At 61.0% G+C, this 20578-nt stretch carries 17 protein-coding genes and 1 riboswitch; of the genes, 11 read left to right on the top strand and 6 right to left on the bottom strand.

The window, feature by feature from the left end; all coding sequences use genetic code 11:
- The first annotated feature begins 168 nt into the window (after window positions 1-168).
- The 6 genes from CQ015_RS10655 to mnhG are packed head-to-tail and all read left to right on the top strand — an operon-like array spanning window position 169 to window position 6518.
- A complete protein-coding gene (locus CQ015_RS10655) occupies window positions 169-3144 on the top strand; it encodes a Na+/H+ antiporter subunit A (RefSeq protein WP_105568692.1) in 2976 nt (991 codons plus the stop codon).
- Entirely contained in the window at window positions 3141-3590 is a 450-nt protein-coding gene (locus tag CQ015_RS10650; RefSeq protein WP_096283292.1) for a Na(+)/H(+) antiporter subunit C, read from the top strand. The genes CQ015_RS10655 and CQ015_RS10650 overlap by 4 nt, the downstream gene beginning before the upstream one ends.
- Window positions 3591-3592: 2 nt before the next feature.
- The gene (locus CQ015_RS10645) at window positions 3593-5197 is read left to right on the top strand and encodes a Na+/H+ antiporter subunit D (protein WP_096283293.1); all 1605 of its coding nucleotides are present in this window, start codon (window positions 3593-3595) and stop codon (window positions 5195-5197) included.
- Between the two features lie 12 nt (window positions 5198-5209).
- Complete coding sequence (locus CQ015_RS10640; RefSeq protein WP_105650083.1) at window positions 5210-5842, top strand: Na+/H+ antiporter subunit E; 633 nt, start codon at window positions 5210-5212, stop codon at window positions 5840-5842.
- Window positions 5839-6105: a monovalent cation/H+ antiporter complex subunit F gene (locus CQ015_RS10635; protein ID WP_096283295.1), complete on the top strand. Its 267-nt coding sequence runs from the start codon at window positions 5839-5841 to the stop codon at window positions 6103-6105. Before CQ015_RS10640 ends, CQ015_RS10635 begins: the two co-directional genes overlap by 4 nt.
- Window positions 6105-6518, top strand: a complete 414-nt coding sequence (mnhG, locus tag CQ015_RS10630) for a monovalent cation/H(+) antiporter subunit G (RefSeq protein WP_096283296.1) — start codon at window positions 6105-6107, stop codon at window positions 6516-6518. Before CQ015_RS10635 ends, mnhG begins: the two co-directional genes overlap by 1 nt.
- A 63-nt stretch (window positions 6519-6581) precedes the next feature.
- Here mnhG and CQ015_RS10625 read toward each other — a convergent pair whose 3' ends face one another.
- A complete protein-coding gene (locus tag CQ015_RS10625; protein WP_096283297.1) occupies window positions 6582-6833 on the bottom strand; it encodes a DUF4235 domain-containing protein in 252 nt (83 codons plus the stop codon).
- Window positions 6834-6907: 74 nt separating this feature from the next.
- Window positions 6908-7026: riboswitch (TPP riboswitch) on the top strand.
- Between the two features lie 71 nt (window positions 7027-7097).
- Between CQ015_RS10625 and CQ015_RS10620 the strand changes: the two genes are divergently transcribed.
- On the top strand, window positions 7098-7715 hold the full coding sequence (locus CQ015_RS10620) for an ECF transporter S component (RefSeq protein ID WP_096283298.1): 618 nt from the start codon (window positions 7098-7100) through the stop codon (window positions 7713-7715).
- Window position 7716: 1 nt separating this feature from the next.
- Entirely contained in the window at window positions 7717-10053 is a 2337-nt protein-coding gene (locus CQ015_RS10615) for an ATP-binding cassette domain-containing protein (protein WP_105553365.1), read from the top strand.
- Here CQ015_RS10615 and CQ015_RS10610 read toward each other — a convergent pair.
- Window positions 10050-10925: an aminodeoxychorismate lyase gene (locus tag CQ015_RS10610; protein ID WP_105553276.1), complete on the bottom strand. Its 876-nt coding sequence runs from the start codon at window positions 10923-10925 to the stop codon at window positions 10050-10052. The genes CQ015_RS10615 and CQ015_RS10610 overlap by 4 nt on opposite strands.
- Before the next feature lie 160 nt (window positions 10926-11085).
- Between CQ015_RS10610 and cls the strand changes: the two genes are divergently transcribed.
- Window positions 11086-12582, top strand: coding sequence for a cardiolipin synthase (cls, locus tag CQ015_RS10605; RefSeq protein ID WP_105553275.1), 1497 nt, complete (start codon window positions 11086-11088; stop codon window positions 12580-12582).
- Window positions 12583-12592: 10 nt separating this feature from the next.
- Here cls and pabB read toward each other — a convergent pair whose 3' ends face one another.
- From pabB to CQ015_RS10585, 4 genes are all read right to left on the bottom strand, one after another.
- The gene (gene pabB, locus CQ015_RS10600; RefSeq protein WP_258138254.1) at window positions 12593-14605 is read right to left on the bottom strand and encodes an aminodeoxychorismate synthase component I; all 2013 of its coding nucleotides are present in this window, start codon (window positions 14603-14605) and stop codon (window positions 12593-12595) included.
- Entirely contained in the window at window positions 14592-15101 is a 510-nt protein-coding gene (locus CQ015_RS10595) for a low molecular weight protein-tyrosine-phosphatase (protein WP_105553364.1), read from the bottom strand. Before CQ015_RS10595 ends, pabB begins: the two co-directional genes overlap by 14 nt.
- A gap of 114 nt (window positions 15102-15215) precedes the next feature.
- Entirely contained in the window at window positions 15216-15839 is a 624-nt protein-coding gene (locus CQ015_RS10590; RefSeq protein WP_105650081.1) for a LysE family transporter, read from the bottom strand.
- A gap of 9 nt (window positions 15840-15848) precedes the next feature.
- On the bottom strand, window positions 15849-16349 hold the full coding sequence (locus CQ015_RS10585; RefSeq protein WP_105650114.1) for a MarR family winged helix-turn-helix transcriptional regulator: 501 nt from the start codon (window positions 16347-16349) through the stop codon (window positions 15849-15851).
- A 111-nt stretch (window positions 16350-16460) separates the two neighbouring features.
- Between CQ015_RS10585 and CQ015_RS10580 the strand changes: the two genes are divergently transcribed.
- Entirely contained in the window at window positions 16461-18578 is a 2118-nt protein-coding gene (locus CQ015_RS10580; RefSeq protein WP_374955691.1) for an MMPL family transporter, read from the top strand.
- A gap of 304 nt (window positions 18579-18882) precedes the next feature.
- A complete protein-coding gene (locus CQ015_RS10575; protein WP_105650080.1) occupies window positions 18883-20430 on the top strand; it encodes a DEAD/DEAH box helicase in 1548 nt (515 codons plus the stop codon).
- The last annotated feature ends 148 nt before the right edge of the window (window positions 20431-20578 follow it).

The raw sequence follows: 20578 nt of genomic DNA, 5'->3' as shown, positions 1-20578 counted from the left end.
CACATGCATATGCCAGTGTCGGAATTCATCATGTTGTTCTCCGGTGGCGCAATTGCTCCCCGAAGCGCTCAACAGTGCATAAAATCCCCTCTGGACTGATAAAATTGCGTAGCGGACATTTTCTGTTCGTCGGACTCTGGCCCCTTGTTCAGTCGACAGAGGAGACATGTGTTAATAATTCTCATTGCACTCTTTGCAACGGCGGCGTTGTCCCCAATGCTGTTCCGGGCGCTCAAAAGAAACGCCTTCTATGTAGTGGCAATTGTTCCTGCAGTGGGTTTTATCTGGCTCATCACACGCATGCCGGCCGTCCTGGCAGCAGACCCGACCTTGTCATCCGGGGCCCCGAACGCGCCACCTTCTTTGAGCATCGACTGGATCCCGGGCCTGAATATCGGGCTGAACTTCCGCATGGATGCGCTAGCCGCAAGCCTGCTGCTGTTGATCCTCGGCGTTGGCGCACTCGTGCTGATCTACTGCGGACGCTATTTCAAGAACGATGACCCGCAAATCGGTGGCTTCGCCGCCAAGATGGTCGCCTTCGCCGGCGCCATGACCGGCCTGGTGACCGCCGACGACGTCATCATCATGTTCATCTTCTGGGAAATCACCTCGGTGCTTTCCTACCTGCTCATCGGCTTCAGCCAGCACCTGATCACCGCGCGACGCTCGGCAATGAACGCGCTGATCGTAACCACCTTCGGTGGATTGGCCATGCTCGCCGGGCTGCTGATGATTGGCGCTCAAACCGGCAGCTACCGGCTCTCCGAGTGGATCGCGCAGTCCGAACAGCTGGTCTCCACCGGAATGTTCGTTGACATGGCCATCGCCTTGATCCTGCTCGGAGCCATCTCCAAATCCGCGCTGGTTCCCTTCCACTTCTGGCTGCCTGGAGCAATGGCCGCACCGACCCCGGTTTCCGCCTATCTTCACGCCGCGGCCATGGTCAAGGCCGGGGTATACCTCATCGCCCGACTGGCCCCGGGCTTTTCCGAAACTGCTTTTTGGGTGCCGCTCACCGTAGGCATTGGCGTGCTGACCATGCTGATCGGCGGTTACCGCGCGCTGAAACAGTATGACCTGAAACTGATCCTTGCCTTCGGCACCGTCTCGCAGCTTGGCTTCATCATTGCGATCTTCGGCTTCGGCACCGCCGAAGCCGCCTTCGCCGCGCTGGCATTGACGCTGGCACATGGCTTGTTCAAGGCCACCTTGTTCCTCACCGTGGGCATCATCGACCACAACACCGGTACCCGTGATATCCGCAAGCTCTCCGGACTGCGGCGCAGCATGCCGATCCTGGCGCTGATCGCCGCTATCGCCGTCGCGTCGATGGCGGGGATCCCGCCATTGTTCGGATTCGTCGCCAAGGAGGCGGTCTACGAGGCCGCCTTGCACCTGGACACCGGCTGGGGGACGTTCGCGCTGATCGGGCTGGTTCTGGGCGCCGCGCTGACCATGGCCTATTCCTTGCGCTTCCTCATCGGGGCCTTCGGCGTGAAACCGAAGATCGCCGGCGAGACCACGTATAAGCGTCCCTCGCTGATCTTCCTGAGCCCCCTGCTGGTGTTGACCTTGTGCACCCTGGCGCTGGGCCTCTACCCGAAATTCATCGAACCGCTGATCGCCCACTGGTCGCTCCTTCAGGGCGGACCGGGGCAGATGCATCTAATGCTTTTCGCCGGGTTCAACCCGGCCTTGGGACTGAGCGCCATCTCGGTGGCCATCGGTATTTTGTTCTTCTGGCTGCGCAAGCGCACCGATACCGGAGCGCCGTTGCGGCGCAGCGTGATTTCCGCCGAGGAAGTCTACCGCGGGAGCATCAACGTGCTGGACCGTGTCGCCATTTGGACCACCGGTCGTACCCAGCGTGGTTCGCTGTCCTTCTACCTGGGCGTGATCCTCATGGTCGTGCTCATCTTGCCGCTGTCCATCGCGTTGACCGTCGAAACTCCGTGGCCCACCAACTGGGTCATCGCCGATCATCCGGCCCAGCTGGTCATCGGCGCGATCATCATCACCGGTTGCGTGATCGCGATCGTGGCGCCGAAGCGTTTCATGGCGGTGCTGATGGTCTCGGTGACCGGCTACGGGATGGTTGCCATCTTCGCGCTGCAGGGCGCCCCGGATCTGGCGCTCACCCAGCTGTTGGTGGAAACCATCGTGCTGGTCTCCTTCGTGCTGGCGCTGCGCGCCCTGCCCAAACGCCTCTGGGTTGGCCTGACCGAGATCAATTGGGGCCGCGCGGTGCTCGCCATCGCGCTGGCGATCATGGTGGTGTATATCGCTATCGCGATGATGGCCGCACGCACCGAAGCCCCGATCTCGCTGGCCTACCCGGATCTGGCCTACTACGAGGGCTTCGGCGAGAACATCGTGAACGTGACGCTGGTGGACATCCGCGTCTGGGATACCTTCGGCGAGATCACCGTGCTGGCGGCTGCGGCCACGGGCGTGGCCTCGCTGATCTTCGCCGGCCGGAGCTTCGGGCAGCGCGTGCGCGCCCATCATGTAGCACCGGGAAGCATCGACCGCGGCTCCGAAGCCATGGGCGACCAGCGGAGCAAGGAAGTTGGGCTGCGCGTGGCCCGGCGTTTCGCCAGCTCCAGCAACCAGGACTGGCTGATGGCCGGCAACACGCTGGTGGCCGAACGGCGTTCGATCATTTTCGAGATTGTCACCCGGCTGGTATTCCACACGGTGCTGCTGCTCAGCGTCTATGCGCTGATCGCCGGGCACAACGCTCCCGGCGGGGGATTCGCCGGCGGGCTGATCGCGGGGCTGGCCTTGACCATCCGCTACCTTGCCGGCGGACGCGTGGAGCTCTCCGAATCGATGCGTGTCGCACCTGGCATGCTGATCGGTGGCGGCTTGGCCCTGGCCGGAATTGCCGGAGTGATTCCGGTGCTTTTCGGCGACCCGATCTTCACCACCTACGTATGGGAATTCTGGCTGCCGGTCTTTGGCGAACATAAGTTCGTCACCTCAACGATTTTCGATATTGGAGTGTATCTGGTGGTCCTTGGCCTCGTACAGGACGTCCTGCGCTCCCTGGGTAGCGAAATCGATGAGCTCTCCGAGGGGCGCTCACCGATCGAACAACACGATGTCACCCACGCCACGGCTTCGGGGGTAGGACGATGAGCGTGAATATTACCTTCCTGGTGATTACCGGCGTGCTGCTGGCCGCCGGATTCTATCTGGTACTGGAACGTACCCTGACCCGCGTGCTGCTTGGCATCATGCTCTTGGGCAACGGGGTGAACCTGCTGATTCTGACCAGCGGCGGACGCCGCGGGGTGGCGCCGCTGTTCGATTCGAGCATTGCCCCGGAGGAGTACTCCGATCCGTTGCCGCAGGCCTTGATCCTCACCGCCATCGTGATCACCTTCGCGGTGACCGCGTTCCTGCTCGCGATGATCTATCGTTCCTGGGCGCTGACCAGCGCCGATGTGGTTGCCGACGATACCGAGGATATTAAGGTTTCGCAGTCCACCGCATATGACGAAGAAGAAGATTCGCCGGTAGCCGAGGACACGACAGAATTCGTCGATGAAGAAGGCCGACCGATTAGAGAAGGGGAAGAGTAACCATGGAATTTCTCGAACTCTCCCCGCTGGCTGTGCTGCTGCCGATATTCGGTGCCGGCGCAGCGTTCCTGGCGCGCCGCCGCCTCCGTGTCCAGCGGCTGATCACGATCGGCATCCTCTGCCTGACGCTGGTCCTCGAAGCCGGCATGGTGGCAGCGGTGTGGGGCGGCGAAAGCTATGCCATCCACATTGGCGGCTGGGACTCGCCGTTCGGCATTGCGCTGATGGTCGACGGCTTCAGCTCCTTCATGCTGCTGATTTCGACCGTGGTGTCCCTCGCGGTGCTGTTCTACGCGACCAGCCAGGGCCTGGCCGATGGGGACGAACCGGGGCCGGTATCGGTCTTCCACCCGGCCTACCTGATTCTGCTCGCCGGCGTGTCCAACGCCTTCCTCGCCGCGGATCTATTCAACCTGTATGTCGGCTTCGAAATCCTGCTGACCGCCAGCTACGTGCTGCTGACCCTCGGCGGTACCGCCGAACGCATCCGCGCCGGAACCACCTATGTGGTGGTTTCGGTGGTGTCCTCGGTGATCTTCCTGATGGCGATCGCAATGATCTATGCCGCCACAGGTACCGTGAACATGGCAGACCTGGCGGTGAAGCTGCCCGAACTGGACCAAGGCCCGCACCTGATCCTGCACGTGCTGCTGCTTATTGCCTTCGGCATCAAGGCCGCCGTTTTCCCGCTCTCGCTCTGGCTTCCGGACTCCTATCCAACGGCTCCGGCCCCGGTCACCGCGGTATTCGCCGGGCTGCTGACCAAGGTCGGGGTGTACGCGATCATCCGTACCGAAACGCTGTTGTTCCCCGGCGGGACGGTTAACGCCGCGCTGCTGGTGGTTGCGGCATTGACCATGGTCATCGGTATTCTCGGTGCGCTGGCCCAGACGGACCTCAAACGTATGCTTTCGTTCACGCTAACCAGCCACATCGGCTACCTGATCTTCGGTGTTGCCGTCGGCGGACCGCTGGCCATCGCCGCCACCATCTACTACGTGGGCCACCACATCATCGTGCAGACCTCGCTATTCATGGTTGCCGGGCTCATCGAACGCCGAGCAGGCAGCGCGAACGTGACCAAACTCGGCTCGCTGGCCAAGCTGTCTCCGATGCTTGCCGTGCTCTTCTTCATTCCGGCCATCAACCTCGGCGGCATCCCGCCCTTCTCCGGATTCCTCGGGAAGTTCGGGCTGTTGCATGCGGCGTCGTCCGAGGCAGACGCCTTGACTTGGGTGGTCATCGGCGCCGGGCTGCTGACCAGTTTGCTGACCCTGCTTGCGATTATTCGTGTGTGGGCGCGTATGTTCTGGCGCCGTGCGGCGGATGCCGAGGTGCCGAACGCGCAATTGATCGCAGAATCGACGCGGGTTCTGGAACATGCCGCGGCAGGCGGCGCCGAGTCCCCGCATCTGGGCAGGAAGCTTGCCCGCGAGTTGGAATCCGAGTCCCTGCCTTGGGGGATGCGCTACGCGACCGGTTCGCTCGTTGCCGCAGGTATCGCGCTGACCATTTTCGCCGGGCCGATCTTCGCCTTCTGTGAACGCGTGGCGGCCGAATTGATTGCACGTGAACCATTCATCAACGCAGTACTACCGTTGAGTTAGGAGGAAAGGCGCATGAAGGACAAGAACCTCAAACATCGTGACCAGCGCATCGATGATGCGCTGGATACCTCCGGTGTCCGTCACCGTGCCACCTTCAAGCAGGAGTGGCCGTTGCTCCTGCTGCTCATCTTCGTATGGGGTGCACTGTGGCAGGACTTCTCGGCCGGGAATCTATTGTTTGGCGCGATTATTTCGATCGTCATCGTGAATCTATTCCCGCTGCCGCCGGTGGTGCTTCCCGGACGAATAAACCTTTGGTATTGCCTGAAGCTCTTCGCGTGGTTCCTCGGTCAGGTATTCGTCGCCAGCGGCCATGTGGCGCGAGTTGCGATAGTACGCCGTAAGAAGACACGCAGCGCGGTGATCGCAGTGCCGCTGCGCACCGAATCTGACTTGGTAGTGATGACCGTGGGCCATGTGCTGACCCTGATCCCAGGTTCCTTCGTGGTGGACGTGGACCGCAGCAGTTCCACCTTGTACCTGCACTATCTCGATGTGAATAGCGATGCGGATGTGGAAAAGGCGCGAGCGAATATCCACGACATTGAACGCCGGTTGATCATGGCCATCGGAAGCCCCGATGAATACGAGGCGATCAAGAATGAATGCGGTCCGGATTTCTCCAGCAGGAAGCCCAAGAAATGATTGAAATAGCTGTATGGATTGGCGGAGTGATGTTGGCGCTGGCCTCTATCGCTTGCCTGTGGCGGGTTTTCAAGGGCCCCTCGATTCTTGACCGGGTGCTCGCTCTCGACGTCATGCTGTTGATCATTTCCAGTGCGCTGTGCCTAGACATGGCGCTGAACCGGCACACCGATTACCTGCTGTTCACGGTGGTTGCATGCACCTTGGGATTCATCGGCTCGGTTACCGTCTCGCGGTTCGTATCGGATCAGAGGAACGCCTAATGGACACGTTCTTAGAAGCACTCGCTGCGCTCTTGCTGGTACTTGGTTCCCTGATGTCGCTGATCGCCGGAATCGGTTTAATTACCTTCCCGGATCTGCTTTCACGCATGCACGCGGCCACGAAACCACAAGTATTGGGCTTCCTGCTGCTCTTCGCCGGACTCATCATCCACTTGCGCAGCTGGGGACTGATCCCGGTCTTTGCATTGGCCTGGGGATTGCAGCTGCTGACTGCCCCGGTATCGGCGCACATGATTGGCCGCGCCGGATATCGCACGAAGCACGTGGCGAAAGAAACCTTGCATGTTGATGAACTAAAACAGGTCATTAGCAATCATTCGCAGACGACCGGAACCACCGCAGCGGTGCCGCCAGCGAAACCTGCACAGAACGACGAGCCCGAGAGCACCTAGCTGCTGGTTAAACTTTGGTGGGGCAGGCCAAATGGCCTGCCCCACCAAAGGAATTCGGCAATGTTACTTGCTGAACTTCTTCATGGCCTTGTTGGTGCCGCGATCAGCCAGCACCTGGATAATCGATGCGACCACGGCGGAGAAAATGGCGAACCCCAAAGCCTGGCGCATACTCGCTTCCGCGGCTGCTTCCTTGCCGTGACGTGGCGCGTCGTTTCCGGTGAAGCCTTTCCAGACCTTGTCGACCAGTCGGCTTCCAAGCATTCCCGCTCCCATGGAAATTCCAAGGGTAACAAGCTTCTGCACTGAGTTCATGAGGACCTCGCATTCGCGTCGTAAGGTTTCGTTCTGTAGCCCAGCATACCTGCGGTATGGTGGTTGAGCAGTAATCATTCCGACAGGGGAGCGTCATGCCGTTCGCGGTGCAAGACGCTGAGAGTGCGATAGATCGCAGACCCTCGAACCTGCCCCGGCTAGTACCGGCGAAGGAAGTCGAGCATCTCGGATGCGGATCATGGCGCGCGATTAAACGCCCACCGGTCCGTGCATCTCCCCTCCTTACATAGGAGGACAAACCTTATGAACGTTGCACCAGCAACTAACCGTGCCAGCTGGCGCGTGGTCGACATCGTTGTGGCCTCGGTAATCGCGGTCGCCTCGGGCGTTATCTTTTGGGCTTGGAACGCCGGATACGGATTGGTCAGCCTTGCTTTCGTGGCTTTCCCACCGGCAAGCGCCTTCGTATCTGGCATGTGGCTTTTTCCCGCGGTGCTCGGTGCGTTGATTATCCGGAAACCCGGTGCCGCGCTGTATTGCGAGATCCTCGCCGCCGTCATCTCAGCCTTGCTAGGTTCCCAATGGGGATTAGCGGTGCTGTTCTCCGGCCTGATCCAGGGGCTCGGAGCCGAGGTGGTCTTTGCCGCAGTGAGGTACCGCCGGTGGAACCTGCCGGTGGCACTGCTTGCGGGATTCATGTCGGGAATTTTCGGCGGAATCGGCGAAGCCTACCTGCTGGGTTACTTCGCTGAGTACACCGAGGCGATGAAGCTGTTCCACGTAGTTGCCATGGGCATTTCCGGCCTAGTTATTGCCGGACTTCTCTCGTGGTTGGCAACCCGTGCTCTGGCGAAGACCGGTGCCCTGGGAGCATTGGCTAGCCGTTCGGCACACCTTGAAGGTTCGCTGCGCAGTGCCTGAATTGAGTTCTTCGACTACCGAAGCCACCCCCGGGCACCTCGGCGGTGGCGGCTTTGAGATCACGGCCGACAACTTTGGCTGGCACCATGCCGAACGTCCATTGCCGGCGCTTAGCGGACTGGACCTGCATATTCCCGCCGGGCAGAAGGTCCTGCTGCTAGGCCCATCTGGCGCCGGTAAATCAACGCTCTTGCACGCCTTGGCTGGAGTTCTGGAGATCGACGAACGGCAGCAGGCCACTGGCAAACTGCAGATTCAGCGACGGGATGCCTTTGCCCGCAGCTTCCCGGTCGGGTTGATGCAGCAAGACCCCGAAACACAGATCGTGCAGAGCCGGGTCGGCGACGATGTCGCCTTCGGTGCGGAGAATCTTGGAATGGCTCCGGAACTGATCCGCGCGCGAATCCCCGAGGTGCTTCGCGCGGTAGGACTTGGGAATCTGGATTTGTCGCACCGCACCCAGGAACTCTCCGGTGGCCAGAAGCAGCGGCTGGCCTTGGCCGGGATTCTTGCTATGGGCCCCGGTCTGATGCTCCTGGACGAACCCACCGCAAACATTGACCCGTCGGGGATCGCGCCGCTGCGTGATGCGGTGATTGCCGCCGCCAATGCCACCGGTGCGACACTGCTTGTGGTGGAACATCGCTTGCAGGCCTGGGCAGAACACGTAGACCGCGTACTCGTCCTTGCCCCTGGCGGAGGGATCGCCCATGACCTCGAGCCGCGGGCGCTCTTTGAGAATGAAAAGATTCGCCGTGAATTAGCCAGGGCGGGCATTTGGATTCCCGGCTACGTTCCGCACACCGAACCTCTTCACTCACGCGAGGGAGCGGAACTGCTCGCGGCGGTGAACCTGCGCGCGGCGCGCCATCCGCAGGCGGTGCGCACGGCCGAAATCAACTTGCGGCTGCGCGCCGGCCAAGCGTTGGTAATTCGCGGGGAAAATGGTGCAGGGAAATCCACCTTGGCGCTGACCTTAGGCGGATTGCTTGAGCCGGCTACGGGCAGTGTCGAAGCAAGCAGCGACCTGGCCGATGGGTTGAGTCCGCAACCCTTCAGCTGGCGGGCAGGGGCATTGGTTGCACGGATCGGGTCGGTATTCCAGGAACCGGAACATCAATTCGTCACGCAAAGCGTCCGCGAAGAATTGGCATTCGCACCTACCCGAGCACGCCAGGCCGGGGTGGAGAACGAGAAGTACGCTCCAGCGCAGATTGCTCTGCGGGTGGAGGAACTGCTGGACCGCTTGGGGCTTGCCCATCTGGGCGAGGCCAACCCGTTCACGCTCTCCGGTGGCGAGAAACGCCGACTTTCGGTAGCGACGGTGCTGGCCGCCTCACCAGATGTATTGATCTTGGACGAACCGACCTTCGGGCAAGATGCCAATACGTGGCTGGAACTGGCAAACATCCTGATCGAGGCGCTCGAATCGGGGATAACCGTGGTCGCGGTGACCCACGATGAAGATTTCGCTCACGCGCTCAACGCGGCGCAGATCGTAATGACTCGCGAGGAGCCGGATGCCAAGCCGGCAGCGGTACGCCAAGGCCCGATGCTCGACGCGCCCTTGGGGGATAGCTGGCTGGCAAAAATCAATCCGTTGGCCAAGCTGGGTGCGATCGCTGCGGCAACCTTGCCGTTGATCTCGACCATCGACTGGGTCTCTGCCTGCGTGGTCATCCTTGCTACGCTCTTTGCCTTGCCGCTGGCGGGCTTGCGTTTGGGCACGTTTATGCGCCGCGGCTGGCCGCTTATTGTTGCCGGGGCCCTCGCCGCCTGGGGAATTGCCTTGGTAGGTGAAGACTCCGGCGAAACGCTGCTAAGCCTGGGGATACTCAGCATTACCGAAGGATCGGTGAGCGCCGGAGTAGCTACCGGATTGCGTACCCTGGCGCTCGCGGTGCCCACGGTGCTCTTGCTCAGTTCCACGAACCCCAGCGACCTCGGCGGCGCCTTGGCGCAACAGCTCAAGGTTCCGCACCGATTCGTCTTGGGAGCCCTTGCCGGGATGCGGTTGCTGGGCTTGCTGGTGGAGGAATTCACCACCCTGACGCTGGCCCGCCGCGCGCGAGGAGTCGGCGACCTTCGCTCACCGACCCAACGGGTGAAGGCGAAGCTCGGGCAGGTGCTCGCGCTGTTGGTGCAGGCATTGCGCCGTGCCGGAAGGCTTGCGGTGACCATGGAAGCCAAGGGCTTTGGCACGGGAACACGTACCTGGGTGCGCTCGGTGTCCTTCACCTGGCGTGACGGCGCGGTGTTGGCAACGGGTGTGCTATTGGGTACCGTGGCCATCGGTGCCGCCTTGTGGGCGGGCACCTTCAACCTGGTCTGGAGTTAGCGGACCGAAGCGCTGAGCTCGCTGAGCTCCGCATGGAGCTCGGCGTCTAGGCGCAGCGGTTTCGCGTCAAGGGTGTGGACCGCAGTGAGCAGCCGTACCGAAGAAACCAGCCAGACCCCATCGGCCTGATAGAGGTCCTCCGGTCGGAGCGGACCGTAGCCCAGCTCCCAACCGTACTGTTCCGCCGCGTCGAAGATCGCGCTTTGGGTAGTGCCGGGCAGGATGCCAGTTTCAAGCATCGGGGTGATCAGCCGTTTGGTGTCTCCATCGCGTTGGGCAATGAGCACGGTTGAAGTTGGGCCCTCCAAGACCACACCGTCCGAGGAGGTGAAGATGACGTCCTGGGCTCCGTGCTTGTGCGCGAAACGCAAGGCCGCCATATTCACCGCATAGGACAAGGTTTTGGCGCCCATCAGAAGCCAGGGGGCCCGCTCGGCAAGCTTCGAATCGTAGCCGCGGTCCAGCAGCAGAACGTCGATTCCGGTCTCGCGCTGGTCTTTGCCCAACTGCGGGGCGGGGGCCACGGTTACCCAGCACAGCGCCTGCTCGGCATCGGAATCAGCGCGCGAAACCACGAGTTTGACCACTGCTTCTTCGGCGCCGCCATCGGCGTCAAAGTCAGCCACGGCGGTATCGATGGCCGCGCGCCAACGGTGCTCGTCGGGGATGACAAGATCGCAGGCCTCGGCGGAAATAGCCAGACGGGCCAGATGCGCTTCCATTTTGCGTACGGCCTGGTTGGTGTACAGCATCGACTCGAACACGCCATCGCCTCGAGTCACGCCTTGGGCGGTTACTGGAAGTTGTGGTGCGTTAATGTCTGCCAAGCGCCCGGCAGGATACGCCGGATCAAGGAATACGAGTGAGCTCATAGTTAAAGATTATCGAAACTTTGCCGCACTACGCACCAATGAGGGCTTCAAGCACGCACAAGTCGCCACGGATTGGATAGTCTAAGTCAAGGAGTTTGGCGCGCTGACTGCGTCAAAGACGCTAAATTCGTAAATGAAAAAGAGAGCGGAGCGTGTTTAGATGTTGCCTAGCGGCGAACTGTTGCTTCAGATTGGTGCCGTCCTGTGGCCAATTGCCGTAGCAATTGACATCATTGTGCGCTTCGTGATGATTGGCATCGTCCCCGGAAACCGCCGTCCAACCACCGCCATGGCCTGGCTATTGGCGATCTATTTCATTCCCGTGGCAGGCCTGGCCGCCTACCTGCTTTTTGCGAATCCGAGGCTTTCGCGGCGTCGTTTGGAGAAGCAACGCCGCGCCAATGAAAGCATCACGAACGCCACCTCCCACATGCAGCTTCCCGAAGAATTCCACTCCACCGAAGAATGGGTGGAGTCTGCGGTCGTCCTCAATCGCAAGCTTGGGGCGTTCCCGCTTGACGGAGGAAACAAAATTGAGGTGCTTTCCAATTACAAGGCATCCCTGGAATCCATGCGCCAGGCCATCGAGCAGGCGCAACGCTACGTGCACATCCAGTTCTACATCATGGGCGATGATGAAGAATATGTTGGCCCGGTCCTCGACGCATTGGAGGCCGCCGCACGCCGCGGGGTGAACGTCCGCCTACTCTTCGACCACCTAGGCACCTTGCGCGTGACCGGCTACCGGGATTTGAAGAAGCGGCTGCGCAAATCGGACATCGAATGGCGCGCGATGCTGCCCATCGACCCGATTGGCCGGCGCTGGCGACGCCCCGATCTGCGCAACCACCGCAAGATCCTCGTCGTGGACGGTGCGGTAGCGTTCACCGGCAGCCAGAACCTGATCGAACCGGGCTACAAGCGCGAGTCAGCCCATGCCCTAGGCCGCGAATGGGTCGAGATGATGCTGCGCGTCGAGGGTCCATTGGTGCGTAGCCTGGACGTCACCTTCGCGACCGATTGGTGGCAGGAAGATGACACTACCGATGTCTTGTCGGATTTGACCGAAGCCTCGCACCCGCTGTCGCAGGCAGACCAACCCGGAGCAACACTCGCCCAGGTATTGCCGAGTGGACCGGGCTACGAATCCGAAAATAACTTGCGGCTATTCAATACCCTGATGTACTCGGCCACCGAACGGCTGAAAATCACCAGCCCGTATTTCGTGCCCGATGATTCGCTGCTCTATGCCATCACCACCGCCGCGCAACGCGGCGTGGAGGTCGAGCTTTTCGTCTGCGAAAAAGGAGACCAGTTCCTGGTGCATCACGCGCAACAGTCCTATTATCAGCAGCTGCTGCAAGCTGGCGTGAGAATCTACCGCTACCCGGCCCCGAAGGTCCTGCACACGAAGTGTTTCACCGCCGATAACGATGTTGCCGTGGTCGGCTCTTCGAATATGGATATGCGGTCGTTCAGCTTGAATATGGAGATTTCGGTGATGATGCTCGGCCCGGAGATTGTCGACGCGGTGAACAAGGTGCAAGATCACTACCGCGAAATATCTTCGGAGCTGACCTTGAGCGAGTGGCGCCGCCGTCCACGCTTGCAGCGCTGGATCGACAACGTCTGCCGGTTGACCGCTACGCTGCAGTAATCCACGGGGCTCAGTCCCGCACCGGGAATTCTGTGCCGAGCGCCGAAAGCACACCCACGGATTTGGTGAGCACTTCTTCCCATTCCTCCTGCGGGTCGGAATCGGCGGTGATGGCACCGCCAAGCCCGAGGCTCAATTCCCAGCCATCGGTGGACAGCCGATCGCAGACAAGGGTACGGATGACTACCGAAAAATCCGCCGATCCATCGTGGCCAAGGTAGCCTACGGCGCCCGAGTAAAGCCCGCGGGGCCGTTGCTCTTCCAGTTCGTCGAGGATCTCCATGCTCGAGAGCTTCGGCGCTCCGGTCATCGACCCCGGAGGAAAAGCTTCGCGCAGTGCCAGGGCCGCGTCTTGGCGGCTTCGCAGCCGGGCATCAATGGTGGAAACCATTTGATGAACCGTCGCATAGGTCTCCACCGCGCACAGGCGTTTGACGGCTACCGTGCCGGGGAGCGCATAGTGCGACAGATCGTTGCGCAGCAGATCCACGATCATGATGTTTTCGGCGCGGTCTTTCGGGTGCGTGGCCAGATCGTGGGCCAGCGCCAGATCTTCGGGCTCGCTTTTACCGCGCGGGCGGGTTCCCTTGATCGGTTCGGCACGAAGTTTGCCGTGGGCGTCCAAGCTCAGGAATCTTTCCGGGGAGATGCTGGCGACCTCGAGATCCGCCATGCGAAGGTAGTGCGCAAAAGGTGCGGGGCTGGATTCGCGCATCCGGCAATAGGCTTCGAAGGGCGAGAAATCTTCGACCCGGGCTTTCAGCACAGTGGTGAGGCAGGCCTCGTAGGTGTTTCCCTCAAAAATCTGTTGTTGAACCGTCCGGACCTTCTGCCGATATCCGTTGGCGGAATCTGCGCATTCGAAGGCCAGGGCCGGCAATGGGGCGCCCTGGCGCGTACCGGCCACGGCGGCCGCCGCGATGATCTCGCTAAGCGCGGCTACGCGGTCGGCGGCGCAGTGGAGCATCAGGCGATCCAGCCGGTGGTCGACGACAAAGAGGGCATCGGGGCAGAAGAACTGCGCGTCGGGCCGAGTGCTGCCATCGGCCAACAGGACGCTGCGATCTCGTGCGCCGAGCTCGCGGCTCAATTCATAGCCCAGATAGCCCACCCATTGCGGCAGCGGATACTCCTGGGCCAGCGCCGAATGCGGGGGCCACAAACGGTGCAGGGCGGTGAAGAACTCCCCGCCTTGCTGCACGGTGGCCGAGCCGGCATGGACTACGGTTCGATTCGCTACGCTCGAAAGGACTGCGGCGGCGGGATCCAGCGCCAAGGCGAGCACCGAGTACCTATTGCGATCCAACGGATCGGTAAGTTTGTGGCTCGTGGATTCCAGCAGTGCGGCCCTCGGCAGGGCGGAGGCTACGGCCTCAAACAGGGCCGCTACATCTGCCGGCGCCGCGAAGGTCGCCTGCAGCGCTGGGGCCGGCGCCGGTTCATCGTGGGGGAGCAGGCGTTGCAGCGCGGCCGGGAGGAATCGATGCGCCGCGCGTAGCTGTTGGCTCGGGGTTTGCTCCGTTGCCGCATTCAGCACGATGGTGGCGTGTTCTTGCGGGGCCTCTGCGTGGAGATAGGCCGTCTCTTGGGCAGCCCACTGCTGCCAGTACGGGCGGTAGGTTTCGCCGTCTCGCGCCAACGCCCGCTCGCGGCGCAGGGTCACGGGCGCGTCCAGCCAGATGCTCACATCCACGTAGTCGCGTGCAGCGGTTCCAGCGGCGCCAACGCCTTCGATGATGAGCACCGGGCCGGGGGCAAAGGTTCGTGGCGCCCCATATTGGTTCGTTTCCCAGTCCCAGGCTTGCCAAGCCACTTCGTGGCCTTGAGCCAGGTCGGGAAGGAGCTCAGCGTAGAGCTTCCGGGCGCGTCCGAGCCCATCCCATCCGGGATACAGGTCTTCGAGGTGCAAGATATCTGCGCTTGCGCTGGCCCCCAGGGTGGTGGCTAGGGCGGCCGCGAATTGTGTTTTACCCGCGCCGGAACGACCGTCGAGGGCAATAATATATGGTCTAGCGGTTTCCACGGGAGGCGATATTACTCCGCACATAATCGACGAGGGCGGGCAGGCTGGCAGCGATCATCTTCCAAGTTTCCCTGAAATCCCCGGCGTCGCCATACCAAGGGTCGTAAACGCCCTGGCTGTCATGGGGCTCGTTGGCAATTGCCGGATCGAAAGACCGGAACATGCGAAGCAGCGGTCGATCGGCTTGGTCGATCTCGGCTAGGTCCGGCACAAGGAATTCGAAGTGATCGGTGTCCATTGCCAATACCAGGTCCATATGCGCCAGTTCTTCGACGGTGACCTGTTGCGCCACATGCTCGGTGGCATCAAGACCGTGCTCGCGCAGGGTGTTTGCCGCCCGCGGGTCGATGGGATGGCCAACTTCCCCGTCGGTGGTCGCCCTGGAAGAGAGCTCGACCTCGGAGACCCCCGCGTCGCCCAACGCATTTTTGAGCATGTACTCGGCCATAGGCGAACGGCAGATGTTTCCCGTGCACACGATCATTATCCGGAACATGTCATTAGTCTAGGCACAAGTGGGGCTAACCTTCGAGAGCTACGCGCCCTATTTATGAGAACAAAAAGGCAACGATTTTGCTACGCGCTTCGGTGCCGTGGTGCTGCGCGGTGACTAATGCAGGAAAAGCAGCAGTGCGGCCACGAAAATGAAGAGCGTGCCAAAGACCAGATTAAGGATCTTCGCTCCGCGCGTGGTGGCGGTGAATCGTTGAAAGGTGCGTGCCGTGGCGGCGAAGAAGAACCACATCACCAAGATATCCACGCAAATGATCGTGCCGATGTAGATGGCATACTGCACGATCAGCGGCTGGTCCGGACGAATGAACTGCGGTGTGAACGCCAGGAAGAACACGATGGCTTTGGGGTTCAGCAGATTCACCAGGATTCCGCGCCGAACCATCGCCCAGCGGCCCACCGCACCGCCTTGAGTGGTTCCGTCCGAGGCGACATCCGGTTTGGAAAGAATCATGCGGATGCCCAAATACACCAGATAGGCCGCGCCGGCATAGCGCACCGCGGCGAAGATCGCCGGTGATCCGGCAACCAGCAGCCCGACTCCAGCGGCAACGATGATCACGTGCATGAGCAACGCGATCTGCTGGCCGAGGATTCCCCAGATGGATGAGCGGAAGCCAAGCCTCATCGCGTTGGTCATCGTATTGATTGCGCCAGCGCCCGGGGTGAAGCTGATGACGATGCTCGCTCCGAGCAGGGAGATCCAAAGTGCAAGAGTCACTGGATCAGCTTAGTGTGTTTCGGCCCCCGGAGCGGATTTGGCTTCGTGACGTGACACGACTTCAGCTCTGGCGGCGTCGACCCCGGCTACGACTCGGCTCATGAAATCGGTAATGAGCGAGATTTGCTCGGAATCGTAGTCGGCGACGATTTCGAGTATGTTCTTGCCCAGCGGCAGAAACATCTCCTTCCCTGCGCGGCGTGCTTTGTCGGTCATCGCGATGCGCACGACCCGGCGGTCCTTGTCGGTTCGCTGCCGTTCGATATAGCCGATCTTTTCCAGCCGATCGAGCATCGCCGTCGTTGCCGGCGAGCTTAGCTGCAGGTCCCGGCTTAGATCCCGCGGGGAGGGAAGGGCGCCGCGCAGCTGATGCTTCATGATGATCGAAAGCGCGTTCATATCCGTGCGGTGCGTGCCGTGGATCGATCCGGTCGACTCAACATATCGATCGGATGCAAGGCCGAATTCTCTTAATAGCGCCACAAGCTGATGGTTTGTAGTCGTAGACATGACTTTGATTGTATAGTTCATTTAATCATTCCATGATGGAACTACTTTCTGCTAGGCTGAGCTTGCCCGACATTCTTGGCAGAACCGTGTCATTGCGAAAAGGAACAAATCGTGCCGCATCTGAGAAAGCCAGAGTTGCCTTCGAAAAAGAAAGCCGTGGGAGTCCGCTTGGGGGTGTATTCCCTGGTGATCTTGCTTTGGTTGGCGATTGCAGGGGTGGGCGGGCCAACTTTCGGCAAGCTCTCCGAAGTCCAGACGAATGACCAGGTTGCCTTCCTGCCGGCAACCGCAGAGGCGACCCGAGCCCTTGAATGGCAGAACAAGTTCCGCACCTCGGATGCGATTCCGGCGGTGGTTCTGGTCACGAGCGAAACCGACCTCCCGGCCAGTGCCGGGGAGGACCTGGCCGCGCAGCTCGCGGACTTCGCCTATCTTGACGGGCAGGTTACCGGCCCCTTCGTTTCGGAAGACGGGCAAGCCGTTGAACTGCTGGTGCCGGTGAGCGCAGAGGTGAAAGCGAATGTTGGAGTCGAAGACCTTCGGGCGAAGCTGGCGCAGATCATCCCCGATGGCACCACGGGTTATGTCACCGGCCCCGCCGGGTTCAGCGCCGACCTCACCGAAGCCTTCGGCGGAATTGACGGGGTGCTTCTGGGCGTAGCCCTCGTGGCCGTGCTCGTCATCCTGCTGCTGGTCTATCGATCGGTGCTGCTGCCATTTGCAGTATTGCTCACCTCGGTGGTGGCGCTTTGCGCGGCGATCCTCACTGTTTACTACATGGCCGATGCGCAGTGGATCAGCCTCGACGGGCAGTCGCAAGGAATCCTGTCGATTCTGGTGATCGGTGCGGCGACGGATTACTCGTTGCTCTTCGTGGCGCGGCACAAGGAAGCTCTGGCGGAAGGCAAGGACAAGCGCCAAGCCGTCGCCAAGGCCTGGCGCAGCTCCTTGGAGCCGATTGTCGCCTCCGGCGGCACCGTGACGGTCGGCCTGCTCTGCCTGCTGTTCTCCGATCTGAACTCGAACAAGGCGCTGGGGCCGATTGGGGCCAGCGGCATCATCTTCTCCATCATTGCCGCTCTGACCTTCCTGCCCGCAGTGCTTGGCCTGCTCGGCCGGGCCGCCTATTGGCCATTCCCGCCGAAAGCCGCACAGCACGGTGAGCATGCCGTGGTGAAAGAAGGGCTGTGGGGGCGCATCGCGAACTTCGTCGCTGCCCATCCGCGTCCCATCTGGATCCTCACGTTGTTGGTTCTTGCCGCGGGTGCGCTGGGGGTAACCCAGCTCAAGGCGCATGGCGTTCCGCAAAGCGAGCTGGTCATTGGCGGTTCGGAATCACGGGACGGGCAGGCCGCCCTCGGTGAGCACTTCCCTGCGGGATCCGGCTCACCAGCCATCGCGGTGGTGAGCGAAGCCGATGCGGCCATCATCCTCGAAGATGTACTGGATGTCACCGGAGTGGACTCCGCTTACTTGCAGGCAGAAGACGGCGGGCCAGCCATGGCCGCACGCGGTGCCGACCCGCAAGTGATCGAGGGACGCAGCCTGATCTCCATCACATTGAGCGACGCCGCGGACTCGGATGAAGCCAAGGAAACCATTGGCGCACTCCGCGCGGCGGTTCATGCGGTGGACGCCGAGGCGCTGATCGGCGGAACCACCGCGACGCAGCTCGACACGGCCGATACCGCTCTGGCGGATTTGGCCAAGATCATTCCGCTGACACTCATAGCGATCCTGATCATTCTGATGCTGTTGCTGCGTTCGGTGCTCGCGCCGGTGCTGTTGATCGTCACCACGGTCATCTCCTACGGAACCGCAATGGGCGTGAGCGCCTTGGTGTTCAACGGCATCTTCAACTTCTCCGGCGCAGACCCGGCGGTGCCCCTGTTCGGTTTCGTATTCCTGGTGGCCCTCGGCGTGGACTACAACATCTTCCTGATGACCCGGGTGCGTGAGGAAACCTTGAAGTATGGAACCCGCGAGGGCATGCGCCGGGGGCTGAAGGTAACCGGCGGGGTGATCACCTCGGCGGGTGTAGTTCTGGCAGCGACTTTTGCGGCCTTGGGTGTCGTGCCGATCATGTTCCTCGCCCAGCTGGGATTCATCGTGGCCTTCGGGGTTCTGCTTGATACCTTCATCGTTCGAAGCCTGCTGGTGCCGGCGCTAGTGGAGGAAATCGGGCCGAAAGTCTGGTGGCCCTCGAAGCTCGCGAAGAAGGCCGAATAACCCCCGACGTGTCTGAGATCTCTTGATTTGCGGGCATTTGACGGACTCAGGCACTGTCTGGGTCCGTCAATGGCCTGTAGACTGGGGGTTGTGCGCACCAGTAAGTGATTTGGTGATTCTCCCGGAAAGCTCGGTGCGCATTCGTCGACAGTTTAGATTTCCCGCTGATGATCTGCGCCGCAATGCGCCTTTCCTCTCCCCAAGTTATCGGCCCGATTATGGCTTTTGCTTGTGGTGGACTTCCTCCTGGCTCGGCGAAACCAAACGTCGAAACCGGCGTGCGAATCAGAGAGAAAGTTTGAGCGTGACTACAACTTTTAGCGCCCTTGGCGTGCCCGAAAACCTATCGAATGTCTTGGCGAAGCTAGGCATCGAATCGGCCTTCCCCATTCAGGAAGCGACCCTTCCCACCACACTTGCAGGCGGCGACGTCCTGGGCCGTGGACAGACCGGTTCCGGCAAGACCCTTGCCTTCTCGATCCCATTGGTAGCGCGCTTGGCGCAGCGACCACAGCGTCGCAAGGCTCGCTTCCCACGAGCATTGATCATGGCTCCAACCCGCGAATTGGCCACCCAGATTGCCAAGGCAGTGGACCCACTGGCGGCAGCCTCCGGACTGCGCACCACCGTGATCTACGGCGGCGTGGCTCAGAGCCGCCAGGAGAAGGCCATGAACGAGGGCGTTGACATTGTCATTGCCTGCCCCGGCCGCCTTGACGATTTGATCAAGCAGAAGGTCGTTGACCTGTCCCAGCTGGAAATTTCGGTTCTGGACGAGGCCGACCACATGGCCGACATGGGCTTCTTGCCGGTAGTGCGCCGCATCATGGACCGCATGCCAACAGGAATCCAGCACATGCTGTTCTCCGCCACCTTGGACAATGGCGTGGACAAGGTCGTCAAGCGCTACCTGAGCAATCCAACCATCCACTCGGTTGATGCCCCGGAAGCCGCGGTGAACACCATGGAACACCACGTCTTCGTGATCCCGGCTGACGACAAAAAGGAACTGATCCGTATTCTGGCTCAGGGCACCGGACGCCGCATCATGTTCATGCGCACCAAGCACCACGCCAAGAAGATGGCAGTTGTCCTTTCAAAGGCTGGAGTCCCGGCAGTTGATTTGCACGGCAACCTGTCGCAGAACGCTCGTGATCGCAACCTCGCAGCCTTCTCCTCGGGTGAGGCGAAGGTACTGGTAGCCACCGACGTGGCCGCCCGTGGCGTACACGTTGATGGTGTGGAGCTCGTTGTGCACGTGGACCCACCGGCAGAACACAAGGCCTACACCCACCGCTCGGGCCGTACCGCACGTGCAGGTTCGGATGGAACCGTAGTGACCATCTGCACCCCTGATCAGCAGGGCGACGTTTCGACTTTGCTGAAGCAGGCCGGGCTGAAGGTACCTTTCGAAAAGGTCAACCTGAACTCGCCAGTTGTGGCTAAGGTCGTCAGCGAAGTTGCCGAACTCGTTCCTTATGTTGCTCCAGCACAGCAGACCCGCAACCCAGCGAAGAAGAAGCCTGCCGGCGAATCCTCGAACGCCCGTGGCGGACGCGGTGGCGCACGCAATGCACGCGGCGGCAAGCCTGCCGGTGAGGCACAGGGCCGCGGCGGAGACCGTCGCCGTTCAGATCGTTCCGGTGCATCGAACCAGTCGGAGCGTCCAGCACGCGAATCACGCGGCGCTAATGCTGAGCGTCCAAGCCGTTCGGCTCGTGGAGCGAATGGCGAGCGTCCGTCGAACTCCTCACGCTCAGCACGATCCGGAGGCCGCAATGCTGCAGGTGCCGCAGGTGGTCGCTCACGTGGACCACGTCGTGCATCAAGCCCTGCTACCGGCGGACGGTAAGAACTAGTACGAAAAAGAACCTCCAGACAGCCAAAAGCTGTCTGGAGGTTCTTTTTGTAGTGGGGTTGCCGACCTGACCGGACAATGGGAATTGGAGACTTTTGTGCCGCATTGTGCAAACGTTTCCTATGTAAAAAGTTGGAAAAAT

This window comes from Arthrobacter sp. MYb221 (assembly GCF_002979835.1).
Taxonomy (GTDB): domain Bacteria; phylum Actinomycetota; class Actinomycetes; order Actinomycetales; family Micrococcaceae; genus Glutamicibacter.
Note: the sequence above shows the minus strand (reverse complement) of the source record. Positions and strands in the feature narration are given on the sequence as shown.

Bases quoted from the DNA above. Each gene is read 5' to 3' on its own strand.
- mnhG (WP_096283296.1), top strand. From the start codon at position 6,105: ATGGACACGTTCTTAGAAGCACTCGCTGCGCTCTTGCTGGTACTTGGT.
- CQ015_RS10610 (WP_105553276.1), bottom strand. From the start codon at position 10,925: ATGAGCTCACTCGTATTCCTTGATCCGGCGTATCCTGCCGGGCGCTTG.
- CQ015_RS10585 (WP_105650114.1), bottom strand. From the start codon at position 16,349: ATGTCTACGACTACAAACCATCAGCTTGTGGCGCTATTAAGAGAATTC.
- CQ015_RS10640 (WP_105650083.1), top strand. From the start codon at position 5,210: ATGAAGGACAAGAACCTCAAACATCGTGACCAGCGCATCGATGATGCG.
- CQ015_RS10650 (WP_096283292.1), top strand. From the start codon at position 3,141: ATGAGCGTGAATATTACCTTCCTGGTGATTACCGGCGTGCTGCTGGCC.
- cls (WP_105553275.1), top strand. From the start codon at position 11,086: ATGTTGCCTAGCGGCGAACTGTTGCTTCAGATTGGTGCCGTCCTGTGG.
- CQ015_RS10595 (WP_105553364.1), bottom strand. From the start codon at position 15,101: ATGTTCCGGATAATGATCGTGTGCACGGGAAACATCTGCCGTTCGCCT.
- CQ015_RS10635 (WP_096283295.1), top strand. From the start codon at position 5,839: ATGATTGAAATAGCTGTATGGATTGGCGGAGTGATGTTGGCGCTGGCC.
- CQ015_RS10625 (WP_096283297.1), bottom strand. From the start codon at position 6,833: ATGAACTCAGTGCAGAAGCTTGTTACCCTTGGAATTTCCATGGGAGCG.
- CQ015_RS10620 (WP_096283298.1), top strand. From the start codon at position 7,098: ATGAACGTTGCACCAGCAACTAACCGTGCCAGCTGGCGCGTGGTCGAC.
- CQ015_RS10645 (WP_096283293.1), top strand. From the start codon at position 3,593: ATGGAATTTCTCGAACTCTCCCCGCTGGCTGTGCTGCTGCCGATATTC.